Origin of the sequence: Pedobacter lithocola (genome assembly GCF_042650845.1) — a bacterium.
Classification (GTDB): Bacteria; Bacteroidota; Bacteroidia; order Sphingobacteriales; family Sphingobacteriaceae; genus Pedobacter; species Pedobacter lithocola.
The window spans coordinates 383728-405413 of record NZ_JBHSBW010000011.1 but is presented as its reverse complement, the minus strand read 5'-3'; the positions used below and the strand labels follow the sequence as shown (position 1 = coordinate 405413).

At 35.5% G+C, this 21686-nt stretch carries 16 protein-coding genes; 10 read left to right on the top strand and 6 right to left on the bottom strand.

Features of this window, described 5'->3' with window-relative positions; translation table 11 throughout:
- Nucleotides 1-32: 32 nt before the first annotated feature.
- Together ACFOWA_RS12115 and ACFOWA_RS12110 are read right to left on the bottom strand one after the other, a co-directional pair.
- Nucleotides 33-812, bottom strand: coding sequence for an enoyl-CoA hydratase/isomerase family protein (locus tag ACFOWA_RS12115; RefSeq protein WP_378985463.1), 780 nt, complete (start codon nt 810-812; stop codon nt 33-35).
- Nucleotides 813-815: 3 nt separating this feature from the next.
- Nucleotides 816-1280, bottom strand: a complete 465-nt coding sequence (locus ACFOWA_RS12110; protein ID WP_378985461.1) for a cobalamin B12-binding domain-containing protein — start codon at nt 1278-1280, stop codon at nt 816-818.
- 139 nt (nt 1281-1419) lie between these two features.
- On the opposite strand from ACFOWA_RS12110, the gene ACFOWA_RS12105 reads away from it, so the two are divergent.
- Entirely contained in the window at nt 1420-3075 is a 1656-nt protein-coding gene (locus tag ACFOWA_RS12105) for a glutamine--tRNA ligase/YqeY domain fusion protein (RefSeq protein WP_378985459.1), read from the top strand.
- A 162-nt stretch (nt 3076-3237) separates the two neighbouring features.
- Here ACFOWA_RS12105 and ACFOWA_RS12100 read toward each other — a convergent pair whose 3' ends face one another.
- Entirely contained in the window at nt 3238-4074 is an 837-nt protein-coding gene (locus tag ACFOWA_RS12100) for an N-acetylmuramoyl-L-alanine amidase (RefSeq protein WP_378985457.1), read from the bottom strand.
- Nucleotides 4075-4188: 114 nt separating this feature from the next.
- Between ACFOWA_RS12100 and ACFOWA_RS12095 the strand changes: the two genes are divergently transcribed.
- Nucleotides 4189-5871, top strand: coding sequence for a dipeptidyl-peptidase 3 family protein (locus ACFOWA_RS12095; protein ID WP_378985455.1), 1683 nt, complete (start codon nt 4189-4191; stop codon nt 5869-5871).
- Nucleotides 5872-6124: 253 nt separating this feature from the next.
- Nucleotides 6125-8566: a TonB-dependent receptor domain-containing protein gene (locus ACFOWA_RS12090; protein ID WP_378985453.1), complete on the top strand. Its 2442-nt coding sequence runs from the start codon at nt 6125-6127 to the stop codon at nt 8564-8566.
- Between the two features lie 471 nt (nt 8567-9037).
- On the opposite strand, the gene carB is transcribed toward ACFOWA_RS12090, so the two are convergent.
- Together carB and ACFOWA_RS12080 are read right to left on the bottom strand one after the other, a co-directional pair.
- Nucleotides 9038-11875 carry a carbamoyl-phosphate synthase large subunit gene (gene carB / locus ACFOWA_RS12085; protein ID WP_378985451.1) on the bottom strand — a complete coding sequence of 946 codons (2838 nt, stop codon included), beginning with the start codon at nt 11873-11875 and terminating at the stop codon, nt 9038-9040.
- 213 nt (nt 11876-12088) lie between these two features.
- Nucleotides 12089-12406 (bottom strand): carboxypeptidase regulatory-like domain-containing protein, encoded by a 318-nt coding sequence (locus ACFOWA_RS12080; protein WP_378985449.1) that lies wholly within the window; start codon nt 12404-12406, stop codon nt 12089-12091.
- 480 nt (nt 12407-12886) lie between these two features.
- On the opposite strand from ACFOWA_RS12080, the gene pnuC reads away from it, so the two are divergent.
- From pnuC to ACFOWA_RS12045, 7 genes are all read left to right on the top strand, one after another.
- Nucleotides 12887-13471, top strand: a complete 585-nt coding sequence (gene pnuC, locus ACFOWA_RS12075; RefSeq protein WP_378985447.1) for a nicotinamide riboside transporter PnuC — start codon at nt 12887-12889, stop codon at nt 13469-13471.
- Nucleotides 13455-13985, top strand: coding sequence for an AAA family ATPase (locus ACFOWA_RS12070; RefSeq protein WP_378985445.1), 531 nt, complete (start codon nt 13455-13457; stop codon nt 13983-13985). The genes pnuC and ACFOWA_RS12070 overlap by 17 nt, the downstream gene beginning before the upstream one ends.
- Before the next feature lie 543 nt (nt 13986-14528).
- Nucleotides 14529-16970 carry a TonB-dependent receptor gene (locus tag ACFOWA_RS12065; RefSeq protein WP_378985443.1) on the top strand — a complete coding sequence of 814 codons (2442 nt, stop codon included), beginning with the start codon at nt 14529-14531 and terminating at the stop codon, nt 16968-16970.
- Nucleotides 16971-17095: 125 nt separating this feature from the next.
- On the top strand, nt 17096-17728 hold the full coding sequence (locus ACFOWA_RS12060) for a thiamine phosphate synthase (protein WP_378985441.1): 633 nt from the start codon (nt 17096-17098) through the stop codon (nt 17726-17728).
- A gap of 52 nt (nt 17729-17780) precedes the next feature.
- Nucleotides 17781-19070, top strand: coding sequence for a hypothetical protein (locus ACFOWA_RS12055; protein ID WP_378985439.1), 1290 nt, complete (start codon nt 17781-17783; stop codon nt 19068-19070).
- A gap of 61 nt (nt 19071-19131) precedes the next feature.
- The gene (locus ACFOWA_RS12050) at nt 19132-19692 is read left to right on the top strand and encodes a thiamine pyrophosphokinase (RefSeq protein WP_378985437.1); all 561 of its coding nucleotides are present in this window, start codon (nt 19132-19134) and stop codon (nt 19690-19692) included.
- A complete protein-coding gene (locus ACFOWA_RS12045) occupies nt 19689-20183 on the top strand; it encodes a GNAT family N-acetyltransferase (RefSeq protein ID WP_378985435.1) in 495 nt (164 codons plus the stop codon). The genes ACFOWA_RS12050 and ACFOWA_RS12045 overlap by 4 nt, the downstream gene beginning before the upstream one ends.
- 177 nt (nt 20184-20360) lie before the next feature.
- Here ACFOWA_RS12045 and ACFOWA_RS12040 read toward each other — a convergent pair whose 3' ends face one another.
- Nucleotides 20361-21668 carry a M20/M25/M40 family metallo-hydrolase gene (locus ACFOWA_RS12040; RefSeq protein ID WP_378985433.1) on the bottom strand — a complete coding sequence of 436 codons (1308 nt, stop codon included), beginning with the start codon at nt 21666-21668 and terminating at the stop codon, nt 20361-20363.
- Nucleotides 21669-21686: the final 18 nt, after the last annotated feature.

Sequence of the window (21686 nt, the reverse complement as noted above, 5' to 3'; positions counted from 1 at the left end):
TGTTGTTCGCTCGAATTAATCAGACAAAATTTTTATTTGCCAACAAATACTGATTTTCTTTTTTCAACAAAAGCAGCTACTCCTTCCTTAAAATCATCTGTATCAAAGCACTTTCCAAATTGTTGTGTTTCAACCAAATACCCATCAGTTTCGTTAAATGAGGCAACTACGGATTTAATTGCGGCGGCTACAGCTAGTGGAGCACGTAATTTTATGGTATTTAAAATTTCTTCAGCTTTTGGAATTAAATCGGTTTTTGGCACAACATAATTTACCAATCCAATTCTTTCAGCTTCCTCAGCATTAATCATATTAGCAGTTGTAATAAGTTCTATAGCCTTTCCTTTACCAACCAGTTGCGTTAAGCGTTGCGTACCACCATAACCCGGAATTAAACCAAGCGTTACTTCAGGCAATCCTAATTTTACGTTATCAGCTGCAATACGGATATGACAAGCCATAGCCAATTCTAGTCCACCGCCTAAAGCAAAACCATTTATGGCAGCAATAAAAGGTTTAGATGAGCCTTCAATAGCATTAAAAACATTTTGATTCCCCCGCTTTGCAAGTTCTTCTCCTTGTTCTCCATTATAATCAGAAAACTCCTTAATATCTGCACCAGCAACAAATGCCTTCTCACCAGCACCAGTTAAAATCACACCCCTAACTTCAGATGATTTCTCCGCAAAAGCAATAACATCTGCAAGTTCAGTTAAGGTATCTTTATTCAAAGCATTTAAAGCTTTTTCGCGGTTTATAGTAACGTAAAGTATATTTTCTTTTACTGTTGATATTAAATTCTGATATTCCATAGCTTAAAAATTTCTGTTTTCTGTAACCCAATTCTTAATATATTCTGTAATGCTTGCCATGGTTGTTCCAGGTGGAAATAACTCACCAACGCCAATTGCAGAAAGTTTTGCTCTATCTGCCTCGGGTATTATTCCTCCTCCGGTTAGCAAAACATCATCCATTTGTTTTTCTTTCATAAAATGGATGATTTTTGGAAAAACTGTCATGTGGGCGCCCGATAGAATTGAGATTCCAATAGCATCAACGTCTTCTTGCAAAGCGGTATTAACTACCATTTCTGGGGTTTGACGAAGCCCTGTGTAAATTACTTCCATCCCGGCATCACGAAGAGAAGTAGCGATTACTTTAGCACCTCTATCATGCCCATCTAATCCAACTTTTGCCACTAAAACACGTATCGGTCGGTTTAATGTTTTGCTCATAACGAATATTAAGTTGATGTAAATGTATTGATTTTTGTTATTCATTTCTCGCTTTTAGTTGTCTGACTTTCATTTGTAAATTATCAAGAATCAAAAAACTAAAAACAGGATGCCAATTAACCAATAATCATTACCTAAATCCGCTCAAACTTTTTACCTTTGCAATCCTAATTTACAGGTTTTTATGAGTGATGAGAAGGCTTTAAACTTTATTGAAGAAATTGTTGAAAACGATTTAAATAGCGGCAAGTATGAAACTTTGGTTACGCGTTTTCCGCCAGAACCAAATGGTTATTTACACATTGGCCATGCAAAAGCGATATGTTTAAACTTCGGATTAACACAAAAATATGGCGGCTACACCAACTTGCGTTTTGATGATACCAACCCGGTAACAGAAAAAACTGAGTATGTAAATAGCCAGCAAGAAGATATTAAATGGCTAGGCTTTAACTGGAAAAATGAACTATACGCATCAGATTATTTTGATGAATTATATGCGTTTGCAGTAAAGCTGATTGAAAAAGGTTTGGCCTACGTTGATGAAAGTTCGGCCGATGAAATTGCAGCTTTAAAAGGAACGCCAACAGAACCTGGTCAGGATAGCCCTTACCGCAATAGAAGCATAGAAGAAAATTTAAACCTTTTTACTAAAATGAAAGCTGGCGAGTTTGCTGATGGTGCTTACATCTTAAGGGCTAAAATTGATATGGCGAGCACAAACATGCTCATGCGAGACCCAATTATTTATCGCATCAAGCATGCAGAACATCACCGAACAGGTAATAAATGGTGTATTTATCCAATGTACGATTTCGCTCATGGCCAAAGCGATAGCATCGAGAACATTACGCATTCTATTTGTACGTTGGAATACGTTTCTCACCGAGAATTGTACGATTGGTTTATCGAAAAATTAGAGATTTTCCCATCCAAGCAATATGAATTTGCTCGTTTAAATCTCACCTCAACGGTAATGAGCAAAAGGAAGTTACTACAATTGGTAAACGAAAACTTAGTTACCGGTTGGGATGACCCACGTATGCCTACCATATCTGGTTTGCGTAGAAGAGGTTTTACACCTAAAAGCATCCGCGAATTTTGCGAGCGTATTGGAATAGCAAAACGCGAAAACCTAATTGAACTTAGTTTATTAGAATTTTGTATCCGTGAGGATTTAAATAAAGCTGCCAATCGCGTAATGGCAGTTTTAGACCCAATAAAATTAATTATCACCAACTACGAAAAAGGTACAGAAGATTTAATTGGCGAGAACAACCCTGAGGCCGAAGATGGTGGTGGCACACGTGTAATTCCTTTTAGCAACGAACTTTGGATTGAACGTGAAGACTTTATGGAGGTTCCGGCCAAGAAATGGTTTCGATTGGCGCCAGGAGCAATGGTTCGTTTAAAATTTGCTTATATTGTTAAGTGTGAGGATTTTGTGAAAGACGAAAATGGTAACGTTACTGAAATTCACTGTTCTTATATTCCAGAATCGAAAAGCGGAAATGATACAAGCGGTATAAACGTTAAAGGAACAATTCACTGGGTTAACGCACAACATGCTAAAACCGCTGAAATACGTTTGTATGATCGTTTATTTACATCAGAAACACCAGATGCCGAAGAAGGTGATTTTAAAGATTATTTAAACCCTGAAAGTTTAACAATTTTACCAAATGCATTTATAGAACCTGCATTGGCTGATGCAGATTTAGAAAGTCGATACCAGTTTATACGTAAAGGTTACTTTTGCTTAGACCGTGATTCTACAGATGATAAATTGGTATTTAATAGAACGGTTACGCTGAAAGATACTTTCAAAAAGCCCAATTAGTACCGTATATTTATAACAGAAAAACGCTGATAAATTAATTTTTCATCAGCGTTTTTTTTTCTTTAATTTTTGGAAAAATTGTTACAGAAACACAGATTTACACAGAAAAGATTCAGGGATTTCTGTATTTCTGTGGCAGAATATCTTTAGTACTCATCCATTCTAGTATTTTTTATAAACGTTGTACAAAACCAATACATCTACAGGCGTTAATTTTGGTGTAATATCAGTTTGTATAAAATGACGTTTAAATGCTGTAATTGCAGCCCCCAAATCGCTTGTGTCATAACCAATAAGTTTTAATGCAGTTGTTGTATCAAAATTTACAGGTGGGTTTTGCATAACATCATCATACCAATAACCAAAACCTTTTAGAGCCAATTTCTTCCAAGGGAAATTATTCGGGTCAGGTTTGCGCTTTGGAGCAATATCTGCATGACCAATAAAATTACCGGTAGGAATATTATATGTTTTCTTCAACGTTGCCAATAGTTTAATTAAGCTAATAATTTGTGCGTCAGGCCAAATATCGGTAGTACCATTATTATCTAACTCTATTCCGATTGAGGAAGAATTTAAGTCGGTATCTTTGCCCCATCTACCAATTCCTGCGTGGTTTGCTCGCAAATAATCGTTAACCATGTGCACTACTTTACCATCGCGACTTACAACATAATGTGCACTTACAGCAGCTTTTACAGAGTGAAAAGTTTTTATGGTTTGAGCCAAACTATCTTGTGCTGTATGATGAATAATTACAAAGTTCGGTTTACGAATCCCAAAGTTTACCGATGCAATCCATTCCTGATTTTTAACATTTGTAGAATCATAAAGTTGTCCTTCAGGCGGTGTTGCCATTATAATTTTCGAAAAACCTTTTGCTTTTTCTTTATAAACCTTTTCGGTAGCGGCATATTTAGTTGATGAACAGGCAGATATTAAAAAGACAGTAGCAATTATAAAAGCAGAATAGGTTTTATTAAGGTTGATTAATGACATATTGTAAATGGTTAATGCGTTGAAGGTACAAAGTTATGCTAAAGTTCATCCTTTGCATCAAACTTTATACAAAGCTTTCAAATTTTACTAATTTAGTGGCGATATCTATTTAAAATGAAGAAAATATACAAAACAAATATATTACTCTCAGCCATAGCGCTTTCTGCAGGTTTATTATCAGCTTGCACGGAAACAACCAAACCAACTAATGGAAAAACCACTTCCGTTGTGCAAAAAGATACGCTGTTAAACTACGTTGCCCAGCGTTTACCAATATATGAAAGGGTAAAACTTACCACCAATTTAAACGATCTCAGCATAAATGACAGGAAGGTTTTACCGCTGTTAATTCAGGCTGCAGAAATTATGGATCAGCTGTATTGGAAACAAGCTTATCCGCAAAAAGATAGTTTACTGGCTACAATTAAAGATGAAAAAACCCGCGATTTTGTTAATATAAATTATGGTCCATGGGATAGGTTAAGTAATGATAAACCCTTTGTTGCAGGCGTTGGAGCAAAACCAGAAGGCGCTTCGTTTTATCCTTATGGGATAACCAAAGAAGAAATAGAAAAATCAACCCTTGCAGATAAATTTGGTGCGTATTCTGTTGTACAAAAAGATAGTACAGGAAAGTTAAGTACCGTTCCTTATCATGTTTTATTTGCTTCCGAACTTCAAAAAGTTTCTTCATTATTAAAACAAGCTGCATTAATTGCTGAAGATGCTGGTTTGAAAAAATACCTGAATTTAAGGGCAGATGCTTTGGTATCAGATAACTTTACGGCAAGTGATTATGCATGGTTAGATATGAAAACCAATGGTTTGGACCTTATTATCGGACCAATAGAAAACTACGAAGACAAGCTTTTTAATGCCCGTACCAGTTACGAAGCTTATGTATTAATTAAGGATAAAGAATGGAGCAAGCGATTGGCGAAATATGTAAAACTGCTTCCTGAATTGCAGAAAAACTTACCAGTACCTGCAAAATACAAAAAAGAAACACCTGGTACAGATTCTGAATTAAACGCTTACGATGTAGTTTATTATGCTGGAGATTGTAACGCCGGTTCCAAAACCATCGCGGTTAACCTTCCAAATGATGAAAAAATTCAGCAGGAAAAAGGAACACGACGTTCGCAGTTAAAAAATGCAATGCAAGCAAAATTTGACAAGATTTTAGTTCCGATATCAAAAGAATTGATTGATGCAGAACAACAAAAATACATCAAGTTTGATGCCTTTTTTGCCAATGTAATGTTTCATGAAGTTGCACATGGCTTAGGTATCAAAAAGACAATTAATGGAAAAGGATATGTTCGTGCGGCATTAAAAGAACAATATAGCTGGCTGGAAGAAGGCAAAGCAGATGTACTTGGCCTGTATATGGTAACCGGATTATTAAAAAAAGGCGAATTGCAGGGCGATGTTAAAGAGTATTACACCACTTTTATGGCCGGAATTTTACGCTCAGTTCGTTTCGGCGTATCAGAAGCGCATGGAAAAGCCAATATGCAATGCTTTAACTATTTTAAAGAAAAAGGCGCATTTGAGCGTACTACTAAAGGAACTTACAAAGTAAATTTTGATAAATTTGCTTTAGCGATGAATGATTTGAGTGCTTTCATTATCACTTTACAAGGCAATGGTGATAAAGTTGCGGTAGAAAAAGCACAAAAATCTATGGCTATGATTGCACCAGAATTACAATCAGATTTAGATAGATTGACCAGAAAAAACATTCCTGTTGATGTGGTTTTTGAACAAGGCGTTGATGTTTTAGGAATGAAATAAATCTTCGATAAGAAATAATAAGCCACAGAATTTTAAGTAATTAACTACTTGAAAATCTGTGGCTTTTTTTTATTCTAACGATTTGGTAAGAATTCCTGTAACCTTTTAAAAAAACGGTCGTCTTACCTATAACTAAACAAAGGAAACCGTTCGTTTCCAACTAAGCTTTAATAATAATGCAAAATTGATTGAAATGCAGAAATAGCGTTATGAGAATCGTTTTGCCAAAAATTTAAATTAAAATATTAAACCAATGAAAAATTTTTACAGTATCTCTCTTATTTTTTTAGCCGTTATCACTTCATTGGATACGTTTGCACAAACAACTCCAAAAGCAAATATAACAGGCATAATTCTCGATGAGAACAAAAAACCCGCAGATTATGTAACTGTAGTTTTGTTCAAAGCTTCAGACTCTAGCGTTGTAAAAACCGGATTTACAGACCCAAACGGATTATTTGGGTTTAGCATTTCTGCACCAGGGAATTATTATTACAAAGCCAGTAACATGGGCTACAAAACGGTTAAAAGTAAAATTTTGTCGTTAGCAGATGGTAATCAAAAGATAGATTTCGGCACCGTACAGCTCATATCAAATACCGAAAATTTAAAAGAAGTTAACATTGCAGTAACCAAACCATTAATCGAAAGAAAAATGGATAAAGTTGTTATGAATGTTTCGAGTAGCGCAATTATGACAGGCTCTACAGCATTAGAGGTTTTGCAAAAAGCACCCGGTGTTTCGGTTGATCAAAATGATAATATTTCTATGCAAGGCAAACAAGGTGTTTTGATACAATTGGATGGAAAACAAACTTATATGAGTAGTGCCGATGTGGCTAACTTACTTCGAAATATGCAAAGTTCGGAAATAGAAACCATCGAGTTAATTACAAATCCATCTTCAAAATACGATGCCGCGGGGAATTCTGGAATTATCAATATCAAAACCAAAAAGAGCAAAAATGGCGGTACAAATGGAAGTGTAAATGCAACTGCAGGTTATGGTAAAAACTTTAGAGGAAACACAGGTTTAAACCTTAATCATCGAACTCAAAAACTAAATATTTTTGGCAATTATAATTATGGCCGAACTGAACGCGAAAATTTAATTTCTATTGATAGAATTTCAAATGGCACGCCTGATACATATTTTATGCAAAGCGGAGGAAGCATCAGGAAGCAACAAAACAATAACTTTAAAGCCGGATTAGATTATTTCATCGATAAAAAAAACACAATAGGTTTACTAGTAAACGGATACTTTAATAATGGAACTGAAGCTTCCAAAAACAATACCTTTATTGGTTCTTCTTTTCAAAAAGTAGATTCTACTTTACTTTCTAACAGTTTGCAAACCAATAAATACAATAACTTATCTTACAACTTAAACTATAAATCAGTTTTAGATACGGCTGGCTCCGAACTTTCTGCCGATTTTGATTATTCTAAATACAATGGAAATGACGGCTCTGATTACGAAAACGATTATTTGTTACCTAACGGAAGCAGAATACGCCCAATAAATTATACCCGCAACAATACTCCTTCTAAAATAGATATTAAAGCTTTTAAAGTAGATTATAACGTTGCATTGAGTAAAACCATTAAATTAGAAGCAGGCATTAAAAGCAGTTGGGTTAAAACAGATAATGATTTGCAGGCTGAAGAATTAATTAACAATGTTTGGCAAAACGATGTTCGCCGAAGCAATCAATTTGTTTATGATGAAAATGTAAATGCAGCTTATACAAACATCAATAAACAATTTAAAAACACTAGTGTTCAACTTGGATTGAGGGTAGAGCAAACCAATTCTAAAGGCAATTTAATTACCACAAATACAATTGTTGATCGAAGTTATTGGGATTTTTTTCCAACGCTTTTTGTTCAGCAAACCTTAAACAAAAACAACCAACTTGGTTTTTCTTACAGCCGTAGAATAGACCGACCAAGTTATGATGCCTTAAATCCATTTATATATTATTTAGACCAATACACCTACAGTAAAGGGAATCCATTTTTAAAACCTCAATACACCAATAATGTAGAGTTGAGCTACACTCTTATGTCGAAATACATGCTTTCTATTGGTTATAGCAGAACTAATGATGTAATTGCTGAAGTGATTTTGCCAGATGAAGCTCAAAAAGCATTATACCAAACCAATGAAAACCTTGCAAAAAACATTAGCTATACTGCAAATCTAAATATCCCTGTTAAAGTTGTTAAATGGTGGGAAATGAATAACAACTTAAATGTATTTTATTTAAGTTTCGAAGCGCCTGATTTGGCTGGAAGTGCTCTAAAAACCGGTAAAACGTCTTTCCAATTTAAATCGCAGCAAAGCTTTACCATTGTTAGTGGTTTTACTGCAGAGCTAAACGGCAGCTACGAATCTCCGCTTGATTATGGTACACTAAGTATAAAATCAAGATATTCAATCGACGCCGGATTGAGTAAATCTCTAATGAATAAAAAAGCGAGTTTGAAACTTGCTTTATCGGATGTATTTAATACCTACAAAACTGATTTATCGAGTGCCTACCCGGGTTTGAAATATGATCTGTATCAAAAAAATGAAAGTCAAATTGGAAGAATAACTTTTACTTACCGCTTCGGTAAAAATGAAATTAAACCTGCCCGCCGTCGTTCTACAGGAACAGAAGCCGAGCAGAATAGAATGAAAAACTAATTGTTAAAGAGGAGATTTTTTCTTGATGAAAATAATGATTTGTGGTCAAGGATGAAAAATTAAATACTAATGCCGTCTGGCTTTAGCCGACGGCAATGAATAGCTATTATTTCGATTAACAGCAGGGAGAGTATTTTGATAAATTACAAACTCCATATAAATAATAGAGCCGATTCTCTGTTTCCTCAAAGACCATTGATAAAAAAGATATAAACAACTAAAATTAGCCATCCAATTTCATTGCCGTCTGGCTTTAGCCGACGTCAATGAATAGCTATTATTTCGATTAACAGCAGGGAGAGTATTTTGATAAATTACAAACTTCATATAAATAATAGAGCCGATTCTCTGTTTCCTCAAAGACCATTGATAAAAAAGATATAAACAACTAAAATTAGCCATCTAATATTCATTGCCGTCTGGCTTTAGCCGACGGCAAAAAAAGGGCGATGTTTCCATCGCCCTTGCTAATTATTTACTCAAATACATTGATTTATCTTTATAAAGCTTGCGGAAATATGGGTCTTCCAAATCTTTTATGAAACGAATGGCCTCACCAGTAGATTTCATTTCCGGACCTAATTCCTTCGCTACTTCAGGGAATTTCTCATAAGAAAAAACCGGTTCTTTTATGGCATAACCTTTTAGTTTACGTTCGATGGTAAAATCTTTCAATTTTGCTACACCCAACATAATTTTCGCGGCAATATTAATGTATGGAACATCATAAGCCTTTGCGATAAAAGGAACCGTACGAGATGCTCTTGGATTAGCCTCAATTACATACACCTTTTCATCTTTAATGGCAAACTGAATGTTTAACAATCCAATAACATTTAAAGCTTTGGCAATTTTTATAGAGTATTCCTCCATCGATTTGGTTACCTTTTCTGATAAGCTGAATGTTGGCAAAACCGCAAATGAATCTCCGGAATGAATGCCTGCAGGCTCAATATGTTCCATCATACCTACTATATGTACATCGTCTCCATCAGAAATCGAATCCGATTCTGCTTCTTCTGCTCTATCTAAAAAGTGGTCGATTAAAACCCTGTTTCCAGGTAAATCTCCCAATAATTTTACAACTGCTTTTTCTAAATCTTCGTCGTTAATTACAATGCTCATTCCTTGTCCGCCTAAAACGTAACTCGGACGAACCAAAACCGGATAACCAACTTCGTTTGCTACAACAATGGCTTCTTCAGCATTTTCTGCAACACCGTAACGTGGATAAGGAATATCCAACTCTTTTAACAAATCAGAAAAACGACCACGGTCTTCAGCAATATCCATATTCTCGAAAGATGTACCAATAATTCTGATGCCCCTTTCTTTAAGTTTTTCGGCCATTTTAAGTGCCGTTTGTCCACCCAACTGAACGATAACACCCATTGGTTTTTCCAATTCGATTATTTCACGAACATGTTCCCAAAAAACTGGCTCGAAATATAATTTATCGGCCATGTTAAAATCCGTAGAAACCGTCTCAGGGTTACAGTTAATCATGATGGCTTCGATGCCCGATTCTTTTGCGGCCAACAAACCGTGTACACAAGAGTAATCGAATTCTATCCCTTGCCCAATACGATTCGGACCAGAACCTAAAACAATCACTTTTTTATTGTTAGATGGAACAGATTCGTTTTCTTCATCAAAAGAAGAATAATAATATGGTGTTTGAGCCGGGAACTCTGCAGCACAAGTATCAACCATTTTATAAACACGGTTAATTCCTAATGCTTTACGTCTATCATAAACCTCATCTTCGGTAACGTTTCCAAGCAACCAGGCAATCTGAATATCAGAGAAACCTTTTTGTTTCAAGGTCATGAAGAAATCCTGAGGGATATTATTTAACGAATATCTTTTCAGTTCAGTTTCTAAAAGAACTAAATCCTGAATTTGATTTAAAAACCATTTATCAATTTTAGTCACCTTGCGGATAGACTCCAAAGGCACACCCATCGTCATGGCATCTTTTATTAAAAACAAACGGTTCCATGAAGCGTGCTCCAAACCGTCCATAATTTCTTCAATATTACGCACTTGTCTGCCATCGGCACCTAAACCTGCACGGCTAATTTCTAAACTCTGACAAGCTTTTTGCAATGCTTCGATAAAGGTACGACCGATTGCCATTACCTCACCAACCGATTTCATTTGCAAACCAAGCTCTTTATTGGCGCCTTTAAATTTATCGAAATTCCAACGAGGAATTTTAACGATAACGTAATCTAAAGTAGGTTCAAAATATGCTGAAGTTGTTTTTGTAATTTGATTTTCGATTTCATCCAGGTTGTAACCGATAGCCAGTTTGGCTGCAATTTTAGCGATAGGATAACCTGTTGCTTTACTTGCCAACGCTGATGAACGCGATACACGTGGGTTAATTTCGATGGCGATGATTTCATCATTAGCCGGGTTTACCGAGAACTGAACGTTACAACCACCAGCAAAATTTCCGATGGCACGCATCATTTTAATCGCCTGGTTACGCATGTCTTGATAACAGCGGTCAGATAAAGTCATGGCTGGTGCAACCGTAATCGAATCTCCGGTGTGAATACCCATTGGGTCGAAGTTTTCGATTGAACAGATGATGATTACGTTATCGTTGCTATCTCTTAAAAGCTCTAATTCGTATTCTTTCCAGCCTAAAACAGCTTTTTCTACTAAAACCTCATGTGTTGGAGAGGCTTCTAAACCTCGTTTAAGTGCAGCATCAAATTCTTCCTTTTTGTGCACAAAACCACCACCAGAACCACCTAATGTGTATGATGGACGAATTACCAATGGATAACCGATTTCTTGAGCAGCTTCTTTACCTTCTAAAAAGGAATTCGCAATTTTCGATTGGGCTACGCCAACGCCAATATCAACCATTAACTGGCGGAAACATTCACGGTTTTCGGTTTTCTCGATGGCATCAACGTCTACTCCAACAACCTTAACCCCATATTTTTCCCAAACACCACGTTCTTCGGCTTCTTTACAAAGGTTTAACGCCGTTTGCCCGCCCATGGTAGGTAATACAGCATCAATTCTAGGCAAATCAGGCGAATCGATATGTTCCTGTAAAATAACTTCAATTGAATCAACCGATAGCGGACGAAGATATACATGGTCGCCAATAACTTTATCCGTCATAATCGTTGCCGGATTCGAGTTAATAATGGAAACTGTTATTCCTTCTTCTTTTAAGGATAACGCAGCTTGCGAACCAGAGTAATCAAATTCGCATGCTTGGCCAATAATAATTGGTCCTGATCCGATAATCAATACTGAGCGAATGGAGGTGTCTTTAGGCATGATAAAGCTTAATACAGTAATTAAATTTCTAAAGTGTAAGTTCTTTTAAGAACCATGAAGCAAGAAGGTTTTTTGCTTTTATAAGAAGAAAATCCCAACTGTTCTGTCGGGATGCAAAGATACACGTTTAGAAGTATTTTAGGCCTATTATTTTAAAATAAAAAAGAGGACTTGCGAGGCCCTCTTTTGTAAATTATTCTTTCGTAATAGATGTTATTGTTGCAATTTTATTTCGCCTAAATCAGTTGTTGCGCTATCTTTTACTGCAACATTTTCTATGGTAGCATCTTTATACGGTGCATTGCCTTTTATCCAAACTTTATAAACGCCTTCTTTAAGGTTGATAAATGTAAAACTTCCACTGTTTAATTCAGCTCTTACCGTATCTGTTCCAGCTACTAAAGCCACTGAGGAAGCGCCTTCAGGTGGTGTAATTTTTCCGGTAATTCCACCAACTCTAATATTTGTGAAGGCAAATGCTATAAATGATAATAGTAGTCCAACTACCATAACTATATTCAATTTTTTCATAACAAAGGGATTTGCGATTAGATTAAATACAAGATAATAACCAAAAGTTAAATTATGTTAAATATAAACCCATTTACCCGTACAAAGTTTGAAAAAATGAACAAAAATTTAAGTTTCGTACTATGAATTGGACAATAGAAATAAATAATTTATATGGTTTAAGCCGTTTGGAATGAAGAATTATAAAATTTTGGATAAAATTGCGGGTAGTAGTCATATATACGTCACGAAACGGATAAGAAGTAACTATTGGCAATAATGTTGTAATAAGCTGAATGTATTTGCGTTTTGTAAATACTTTAGTTCAATCTAAAGCTTCCTCGCGGAGTAGTTAACCGCAATGAGGATTTCTTCATAAATAGTTTGTTTGGTTTATTATCCGGTCAGAGGAGCCCTCCTCGACCGGATTTTTTCTTTAATCACCTTTTTGTTTCTATTTTTGAGTTAATGTTGTTATCGGCGAATTCCTTTTTACAATTTTTGGTTAATCAATTCGAACACACTTCATGGCTCGAATGGATAGCTGTTATAACTGGTTTTATTTGTATTTATCTTGCGGCTAAAGAAAGCATTTGGAACTGGCCGATATCCTTAATTAGCGTAACTGCTTACGGATTTTTGTTTTATAAAGAAGCCATGTACGGCGATATGACGCTTCAAGTATATTTCCTTTTTACAGGTTTTTATGGTTGGTACTTTTGGTTAAGCAATAAAACCGAAATACAAAAACCAATTACCTTATTAAACTTTAAAGGTTGGGTAATTTCCATCTTATTTATCGCTTTATTAAGTTTATTTTTAGGCTGGTTTATGGCAAAGTACACCAATAGTACGGTACCTTATGCCGATGGCTTTTGCACATCAGTAAGCTTTGTTGCTCAAATTTTATTAACCAGAAAAATTTTACAAAATTGGCTTTTATGGATATTTGCCAACATCTGTTATGTACCATTATTTCTTTATAAACATTTAAATTTAAGCGCAATTTTATATTTCGTATTAATTGCAATTGCTTTAAAAGGCTACTTAGATTGGAGAAAAACATTTCGTGAACAAATTAATTAAGAAAATTGCTGTAGTAGGCCCTGAAAGCACGGGCAAATCTACCATATCTCAATTCCTGGCGAAACACTACAAAGTTGCATGGGTGCCAGAATACGCTCGTTATTATTGTGAAAATTTAACAGCACCATATACTTTACAGGATGAAGTAAATATGTTTTACGGACAGATAGCTTTGGAAGACGCTGTATTGACAACTACAGAAAATGAATTTATAATTTGTGATACAACATTTGTTACTGTAAAAATATGGAGCGATGAAATGTTAGGCGAAACACCTCAAATTGTGTTGGATGCCTTACCAAAAAGACCTTACGATCTCTACCTCTTAATGGATATTGATTTGCCTTGGCAAGATGACCCTTTACGCGATTTCCCAAACCAAAGGGAATATTTTATGGAAGTTTGGCATAAAGAACTTAAGGCTTTAAATGCAAATTATAAGGTAATTAGCGGTATTGGGGAAATTAGGATTAATAACGCTGTTGCAACAATTGATGATTTTTTACATCCATAATTTTTTGGAAAGCAATTGCAGTAATACTATAAAAATACCTCCCCGCCCCCGCTTCTGCCCCAATGAAAAATTGGTGGCATCTCGCTTTGGTCGGGTTTAAGTGGCTAAAATAGCAGTACTATTTGGGGTAAAATAAACCTGATTGGAACGGAAAACAAAAGCTTTTTCTGCTTTTTTGAAGTATAAAGCGGGACAGAAACTTACCGATAAAGTAGAAAACTGCTTTTCTAGAATTAAAAAACATCAATATATTTTTTCTGCTGTATTCTTAAAATATTTTCTACATTTGCCACATCATTAGGGGTGCCTTGTTTGTTATAAACACAAAAACGGGCTGAGATCATACCCATTTTACGGTGAAAGGTAAAAGGTGAAAGGTAAAAGGTTCTGCAAATTGCAAAAACCCTAAGCCCTAAACCTCAAAACCCTAAACCTTAAATGCACCTGATCCGGGTAATGCCGGCGTAGGGATTGGAGTTATGGAAGTTTAACTGAAATCGGGAGTACCCCTATTTCCGATGGGTTTAACTAAACAATTTAAAATTGAAAAAATTACTTTTTGCGGTTTTTACTGCAATGATGCCATTCTTTGCATTAGCACAAATTTCTATCACAGGAAAAGTGACAGATAACAATCAAAAACCTTTACCAGGTGCAACCATTAAAGTGAGAAACCGAAAAACAGATGCCGTAAGCACTGCTGATGGGAACTTTACTTTATCAAATTTATCTGCAGGTAACTACGTTTTAAATGTGAGTTATTTAGGTTATAAATCAACTGAGCAATTTATAACGCTTACAAAAAATGAAACCTTAAATTTTATTTTAACGCCACAGGCATTTTTGGCAGATGAAGTAATTGTTCGGGCCACACGAGCGAATGAAAAATCAGCTACAACCTACAAAAACATCGGTAAAGCTGAAATTCAAGAAAATAACTTTGGTCAGGATTTGCCATTTATACTCCAAAATACACCTGGTGTTGTGGTTACATCCGATGCCGGCGCCGGTGTTGGTTATACCGGAATTCGCATCCGCGGTAGCGATAATAGCCGAATTAATGTAACGGTTAATGGCATACCAATAAACGATAGTGAAAGTCAGGGTACATTTTACGTAAACATGCCCGATTTTGCTTCGTCTGTTGATAACATTCAAATTCAACGTGGTGTGGGCACATCAACAAATGGCGCAGGAGCTTTTGGAGCCAGTTTAAACATTCAAACTACGGCTAGCGAAATGGAGCCTTATGCTGAAGTTAATAGCACTTACGGCAGTTTCGATACCTGGAAAAATACAGTTAAAGTTGGTACCGGGTTAATCAACAATCGTTTCAGTTTTGATGGACGATTATCTAGAATCAGTTCTGACGGATACGTAGATAGAGGTGCTTCGCTTTTAAAATCATACTTCATGTCGGGTGCATACCATGGCAATAAAGATTTATTAAGGATAAACGTTTTTGCTGGCTCGGAAAAAACCTATCAATCATGGAACGGAATACCAGAATCGAGACTGAATAATGATGTTGCAGGTATGCAGGCTTACATCGATAGAAATGGATTAAGCCCAGTAGATGCGGATAATCTGTTAAATTCTGGAAGAACCTACAATAGCTTTTTATACGATAACCAAACCGATAATTATTGGCAAAATCATTACCAGTTGCTTTATGCAAGGCAGTTATCTGATAAATTATCATTCAATGGTGCATTACATTATACGCAAGGCGAAGGTTATTATGAAGAATATAGGGTTCAAAATAATTTAACAGATTATGGTTTACAGCCTATTGTTATTGGTGGTACAACGATAGATAAAACCGATTTAATTCGCCGCCGTTGGTTAGATAATGATTTTTATGGTGTTACCTACGCATTGAATTATGTGCCAGAAAAGAACCTGAATTTTACCTTGGGTGGTGCTTATAACGAATATAAAGGTGCACACTTCGGACAAATAATTTGGGCACAATATGCATCAAATGGAAGTATAGACAGGCATTACTATGATAACGATGGCTTTAAAACCGACTTTAACATTTACGGCAAAGTGAATTACAGTCCAATTGAAAACCTAAGCTTATTTATGGATTTGCAGTACCGCAGGGTTTATTATGATATTGCCGGAACAGAAAACAAGCTGAACACTTTAGCTATTAACGAAACCTTAAATTTCTTCAATCCTAAATTTGGTGCAACTTATTTTATAAATCCAGAAAGCAATTTATATGCTTCATTTAGTGTAGCTAATAAAGAGCCAAATCGCGATGATTATACGGATGCAGCTGTAGGCGTTTTTCCAAAGCCTGAAAACTTAAATGATGTAGAATTAGGCTATCGTTTTAAAAATAAGCAATTCAATTTAGGTGCAAACGCTTACGGTATGTTTTATAAAAACCAGTTGGTTGTAACGGGTAAAATAAACGATGTTGGTGGAAATTACCGTCAGAATGTAGATAAAAGTTATCGCCTGGGTATTGAGATTGATGGTTCGTACATCATAAATAAATCATTTGCCTTAAATGCCAATGCAGCACTTAGCAGAAATAAAATCAAAAACTTTACCGAGTATTATGATGATTATGATAATGGCGGACAGGTTGTAAATAACTATTCGTTAACTGATATTTCATACTCACCCGCAGCAGTTCTTTTTGGAGAGTTGGTATATAAACCTATCGCTGGTTTTGCAGTTGCTTTACAGAGCAAATACGTTAGTAAACAATATTTGGATAACACTCAAAACAACGACAGAACTATAAATGGTTATTGGGTGAGCAATGCTCGTTTGGGCTACGATTTTAAATTTGCAGGTGTTAAAAATGTAAACCTTGGCTTGCTTGTAAATAACCTATTTGATAAAAAATATGAAAGCAATGGCTATACCTATGGCTATTTATCTGGCGGAAGCAGAGTTACCGAAAACTTTTATTATCCACAGGCAGGCACTAATTTTTTACTAAGTTTAAATGTTAAATTTTAAATTAAGGTAAAAGGCTGAAGGTGTAAAAGCGCAATGAATAAGGATTAAAGCGCAAGGAACAAAGGAAGAATCACGGAAAGCGAACAACGATAAACGAATAACCACCAACATTAGACTATTCTAGCATGAAATACATCGAAAAGTTTCAATACATAACACACGATATACCACATTTAAGCCACGTAGAACAAGCTCAAAATGCTTGCGAAGCTGGTGCAAAATGGATTCAATACCGTTGTTTAAGTAAAACTGATGAGGAACTTTTGCAAGATATTAATGAGATTGCAGGCATTTGTGATGATTGGGGAACGACCCTTATTGTAACCAATCATATCCATTTAAATGGAAAGGCTGATATTCAGGGATTTCACATCGAAGATATGGATGCGGATTTTAACAAACTTCGCATCCAGGTTGGTGATGATATAACTTTAGGTGGCTCGGCAAATACCATTGATAATTTAATTCGTTTAGCTAAACAGGGTGTAGATTATGCCGGGTTCGGACCTTTTGCTGCAACAGAAACTAAACCCAATAATTATCCTTTTATAACGCTAAGTGAATACAGAAACGCAATTAAAGAATTAGAAAATCAAAACTTAAACCTCCCAATTTTAGCGGTTGGCGGCATATCCAATTACGATGTCGAAAGCTTAATGCAAACCGGAATTTATGGCATTGCCGTTTCAGGAGCAATAAATTTTGCTGATGATTTTATCCAAGCCTATCAGGATTTTTACGAGGCAGTTAAAGGTTAGAAATTATTCCATTAAATAATTTTATAGATTTGAAATAACTCAAATCTAAATTATGTCTGCAGCTCTCGATAATGAATTAAACTGGAATTTATCCAAAAAAATAGCTTTCAGATTCTTCTTTATTTTATTGGTTTTATTAGTCTTCTTAAACAATAATGGTGCGTTTCTCTATGCCCGTCAGATTTTTTTCTATCCAACGGAGTTATTACACCGAATAATACCTTGGTTATCGCTTAATGTTCTTAAAAACGATTACAACATTACAGTGTTTACAAATGGTAGCGGAGACACAACTTATGATTATGTGCTGCTTCTGTTTTTTGTTACTCTTTCCGTATTTGGATGTTTAATTTGGTCGTTATTAGATTATAAGCGAAAGAATTACGGCAAATTATATTATTGGCTTATTGTTGTCGTTCGGTTTTATCTTGCATTTACACTTATCCTTTATGGCTCCGTAAAAGTAATTCAACTTCAATTTCCGCAACCAACTTTAAACCGACTTGTACAGCCATTTGGAGATGCATCGCCAATGGGGCTAGCATGGACATTTTTGGGTTTTTCTAAAGGCTACAATATCTTTATGGGTATTATAGAAATATCTGCAATACTTTTACTTTTTAAACGCACTATGGTTGTTGGTGCATTTTTATCGTTGGCCGCAAGCGTTCATGTAATGGCCATGGATTACTTCTTTGACGTGCCTGTAAAGATTTTATCTACGACACTGGTATTTATGTGCCTGTTTATCCTGGCACCTTATCTTCAAACCATTTTTAAGTTCTTTTTAACCAACGAACCGCAAAAACTAAAAGCGCTTCAGACTCCTACATTTACAAAAAAATGGCAGCTTATTTTATTTAGGTCATTGAAATATTTACTCATTGTATGGACCATTGGTATAATGTTAGACAACGCATTTAACCGACAATACACTTACGGTGCAAAAGCTCCAAAACCTTTTCTTTATGGTATTTATGACGTAGAAACAGTCAAATCTAAAGGAAAAGAGGTGCTTCCTCTCCTAACAGATAGTACGCGTTGGCGTCAAATGATTATTAACTGGGAGGGCTTTGCTCAAGTGAAATTGATGAACGACAGCTCCCAAACCTTTACTACAGTGTTTCATAGAGAATTAAGACGTTTGACTTTAACTTCCCGCAACGGAGATGAATCTCAGTATCAATTTATATACGATATACCCGATGAAAATCATCTTATATTAAAAGGGGTGAAAAACCAGGACTCAATCTCAATTAGCTTTAAATGTAAAGATTTGAAAAAGTTTAGATTAATTAACCGAGGCTTTCATTGGATTAATGAGTATCCGTACAATAGGTAATCAATTCTTTAAAATTCTAAAACCGTAATTCTAAAATCTGAAATTAGTTTATCTTCGCATTATGTCTTCACACCATATCGTAAAAGAAAAACAAGAACCGGCCTTATATATTGATGAGCTCGGAAATTTTAATGAGGAACTTTTAGGTCAGCTTTTAGAATGGAGCCCAACCCTGTTGGTTAACGGCGAAAACTACGAGAAAATACTTTCTTTAGGCATTAAGATTGATGTTTTAGTCAATGGCAAAGAAGGGGATGCACAAGAAGATACGAAGGTAATTCAAGGTCCGGTTGATGCTTTGATGGTAGCCATTAACCATTTATACGATGAGAAATTTCCTGCTGTAAATGTAATTACGGCGAAATTCGATTTGGAAAAATTTGCTGGTTTTGAAGATCAGATTAACCTGGTTGTGTTTACCGAAAAAGCCAAACACTATCCAATTAAATCAGGTTTTTCTGTTTGGAAACCAGCAGGAAGCCAGTTTTTAATTCATGGCAATCGCTATTTAGAGGTAACTAACCTCACCCAAAATGAAGATGAAATTTTTGAAGTGGTAAATGATGGTTTTGTAGAATTCACTTTCAGCGGGCAACCCATTTATATCAGTGAACCATTATGATAACGCTAAAAAAAGCTAAAGAAGAAGATATTGAATTGATTCAGGAAATTGCATCAGCAACCTGGCCATCAACCTATCTCGACATTATCGGTCAGGCACAAATTGATTATATGCTTGATAAAATGTACAGCAAAGGCGAATTGCTTAAGCAGTTAATGGATGGCCATACCTTTATTATCGCCGAGGATGGCTCAGAAAACTACGGCTTCGCAGGTTACTCCATTGTCGGGCATGAAGAAAGGATTTACAAATTGCATAAACTCTATGTTTTACCTTCTGCCCATGGCAAAGGTGTTGGCAAAATTCTAATGAATGAAGTATTTAATCAGGTTAAAGAAGCCGGCGCATCATCTTTAGAATTAAATGTAAATAAGCATAATAACGCCAAAGATTTCTATCTAAAAGCAGGCTTTACCGTTAAAGAATCAGTAAAATTAGATATCGGCAATGGGTATTTTATGGATGATTATGTGATGGAGTATAAGTTTTAGAGCCGAGAATTTAATAATCTCGATTTCGCTGCGCTTCAGTCGAAAAGACAAACAAATTAAAAAAAATAAGAAAGCCACAGATTACCTGATTATGTAAATTTAACCTGTTAATCTGCGGCTTATTTTGCTTTTCACTACTTTAGCTTAAGTCCTCACAAACCACAACTAAATCTGAAATTATTGCTTCAACTTCGGAATCCTTGTTGGCGTATCCGTTCCATTAATAATTGAGGTTGCACTTTTTGCAATCGCTTTAATCGTTGATAAAATATTTTCTACATCTAAAGAACTGTATTCATCTTTAACGGTGTGGTATAATTTATCAATATCAATTTTATCGGTACTAATGGTGTGTGCCGGAACGCCCAATGCGGCAAGTGTTGCATTATCACTTCTATAAAAAAGTCCTTGCTCTGGATATGGGTCTGGATGAAAAGTAAATTCAGTGCCCGTTAAGTTTTTCTGTAAAATTTTCCCAAAATCAGAACGCTCGTATCCAGTTATAAATGCTGTGTTTTTGCCAAACTTAGAATCCTTTCCAATCATCTCAATATTAAACATGGCTACAACATCATCAGGATTTAATTTTTCTGAGAAATATCTTGCACCAAAACCACCAATCTCTTCAGCAGTAAAAGCCACGAAAATTAAAGTACGCTCATTATTTTTTTGAGCTTTGTAATACTTTGCTAAAGCAATCATTGCGGTGGTTCCGGAAGCATCATCATCGGCACCGTTTGCAATACTATCGCCATCAACTGATTTAGTAATTCCTAAATGGTCGTAATGCCCAGAAAAAACCACCAATTCCTTTTCTTTTGATTTACCAGGAATCATTCCGCCAACATTAAAAAGCGACAGTTTCTCTATTTTATTTTTCACTTCAACATTAAACTCTTTTGCGTCATTAACACCAAGCACAAATATCATTGCATCTTGCGTTGGGTTTTGCATATCCTTTTCATCTAATATAGCACCGCGACCAGTAAATGATTTGTAGCGTTTAAAGTCTGCTGCAAATTTGTTATCAACCAAAACAATTTGTCTTTTGCCTGCACGACTTAGCGTTCTATATTGTGCAGCAAACGTTTTTGAGGTATCTAATTTTACAAATCCATCACTATTGCTTTGCGTAAATGCTACTGATGGAGATTTCCCGGTAACCAAGATGTTTTCTTGAGGAATGGTTTGTCCATCAATAACCAATTTTGTAGGTTCTGGTGTAAGTCTGATTTTAAAGAAACTCTGACGAAATGATGTCTCACCCGCTAAAGGTTTTAAACCAATTTTTTTAAACTCAGATTCGATAAAAGTTGCAGCTTTATCAATACCAGGCGAAAAAGTTGCCCTGCCTTGCATGTCATCGGCACTTAAGGTTTTAATTAGATAATCTGTGTATTCACGGGTAATGATCTTATCAATATTTTGAGCACTGAGTTGCAAAGATGCGAATCCGACCAATGCGATAAGGAAAATTTTTTTCATTTATAATATTTTTAGTGG

Excerpts from the sequence above, each read along its gene's own strand:
- ACFOWA_RS12045 (WP_378985435.1), top strand. The coding sequence starts at position 19,689 with ATGATAACGCTAAAAAAAGCTAAAGAAGAAGATATTGAATTGATTCAG.
- ACFOWA_RS12090 (WP_378985453.1), top strand. The coding sequence starts at position 6,125 with ATGAAAAATTTTTACAGTATCTCTCTTATTTTTTTAGCCGTTATCACT.
- ACFOWA_RS12110 (WP_378985461.1), bottom strand. The coding sequence starts at position 1,280 with ATGAATAACAAAAATCAATACATTTACATCAACTTAATATTCGTTATG.
- ACFOWA_RS12040 (WP_378985433.1), bottom strand. The coding sequence starts at position 21,668 with ATGAAAAAAATTTTCCTTATCGCATTGGTCGGATTCGCATCTTTGCAA.
- ACFOWA_RS12060 (WP_378985441.1), top strand. The coding sequence starts at position 17,096 with ATGAAATACATCGAAAAGTTTCAATACATAACACACGATATACCACAT.
- carB (WP_378985451.1), bottom strand. The coding sequence starts at position 11,875 with ATGCCTAAAGACACCTCCATTCGCTCAGTATTGATTATCGGATCAGGA.
- ACFOWA_RS12095 (WP_378985455.1), top strand. The coding sequence starts at position 4,189 with ATGAAGAAAATATACAAAACAAATATATTACTCTCAGCCATAGCGCTT.
- ACFOWA_RS12055 (WP_378985439.1), top strand. The coding sequence starts at position 17,781 with ATGTCTGCAGCTCTCGATAATGAATTAAACTGGAATTTATCCAAAAAA.
- ACFOWA_RS12105 (WP_378985459.1), top strand. The coding sequence starts at position 1,420 with ATGAGTGATGAGAAGGCTTTAAACTTTATTGAAGAAATTGTTGAAAAC.
- ACFOWA_RS12050 (WP_378985437.1), top strand. The coding sequence starts at position 19,132 with ATGTCTTCACACCATATCGTAAAAGAAAAACAAGAACCGGCCTTATAT.
- ACFOWA_RS12100 (WP_378985457.1), bottom strand. The coding sequence starts at position 4,074 with ATGTCATTAATCAACCTTAATAAAACCTATTCTGCTTTTATAATTGCT.
- ACFOWA_RS12115 (WP_378985463.1), bottom strand. The coding sequence starts at position 812 with ATGGAATATCAGAATTTAATATCAACAGTAAAAGAAAATATACTTTAC.
- ACFOWA_RS12080 (WP_378985449.1), bottom strand. The coding sequence starts at position 12,406 with ATGAAAAAATTGAATATAGTTATGGTAGTTGGACTACTATTATCATTT.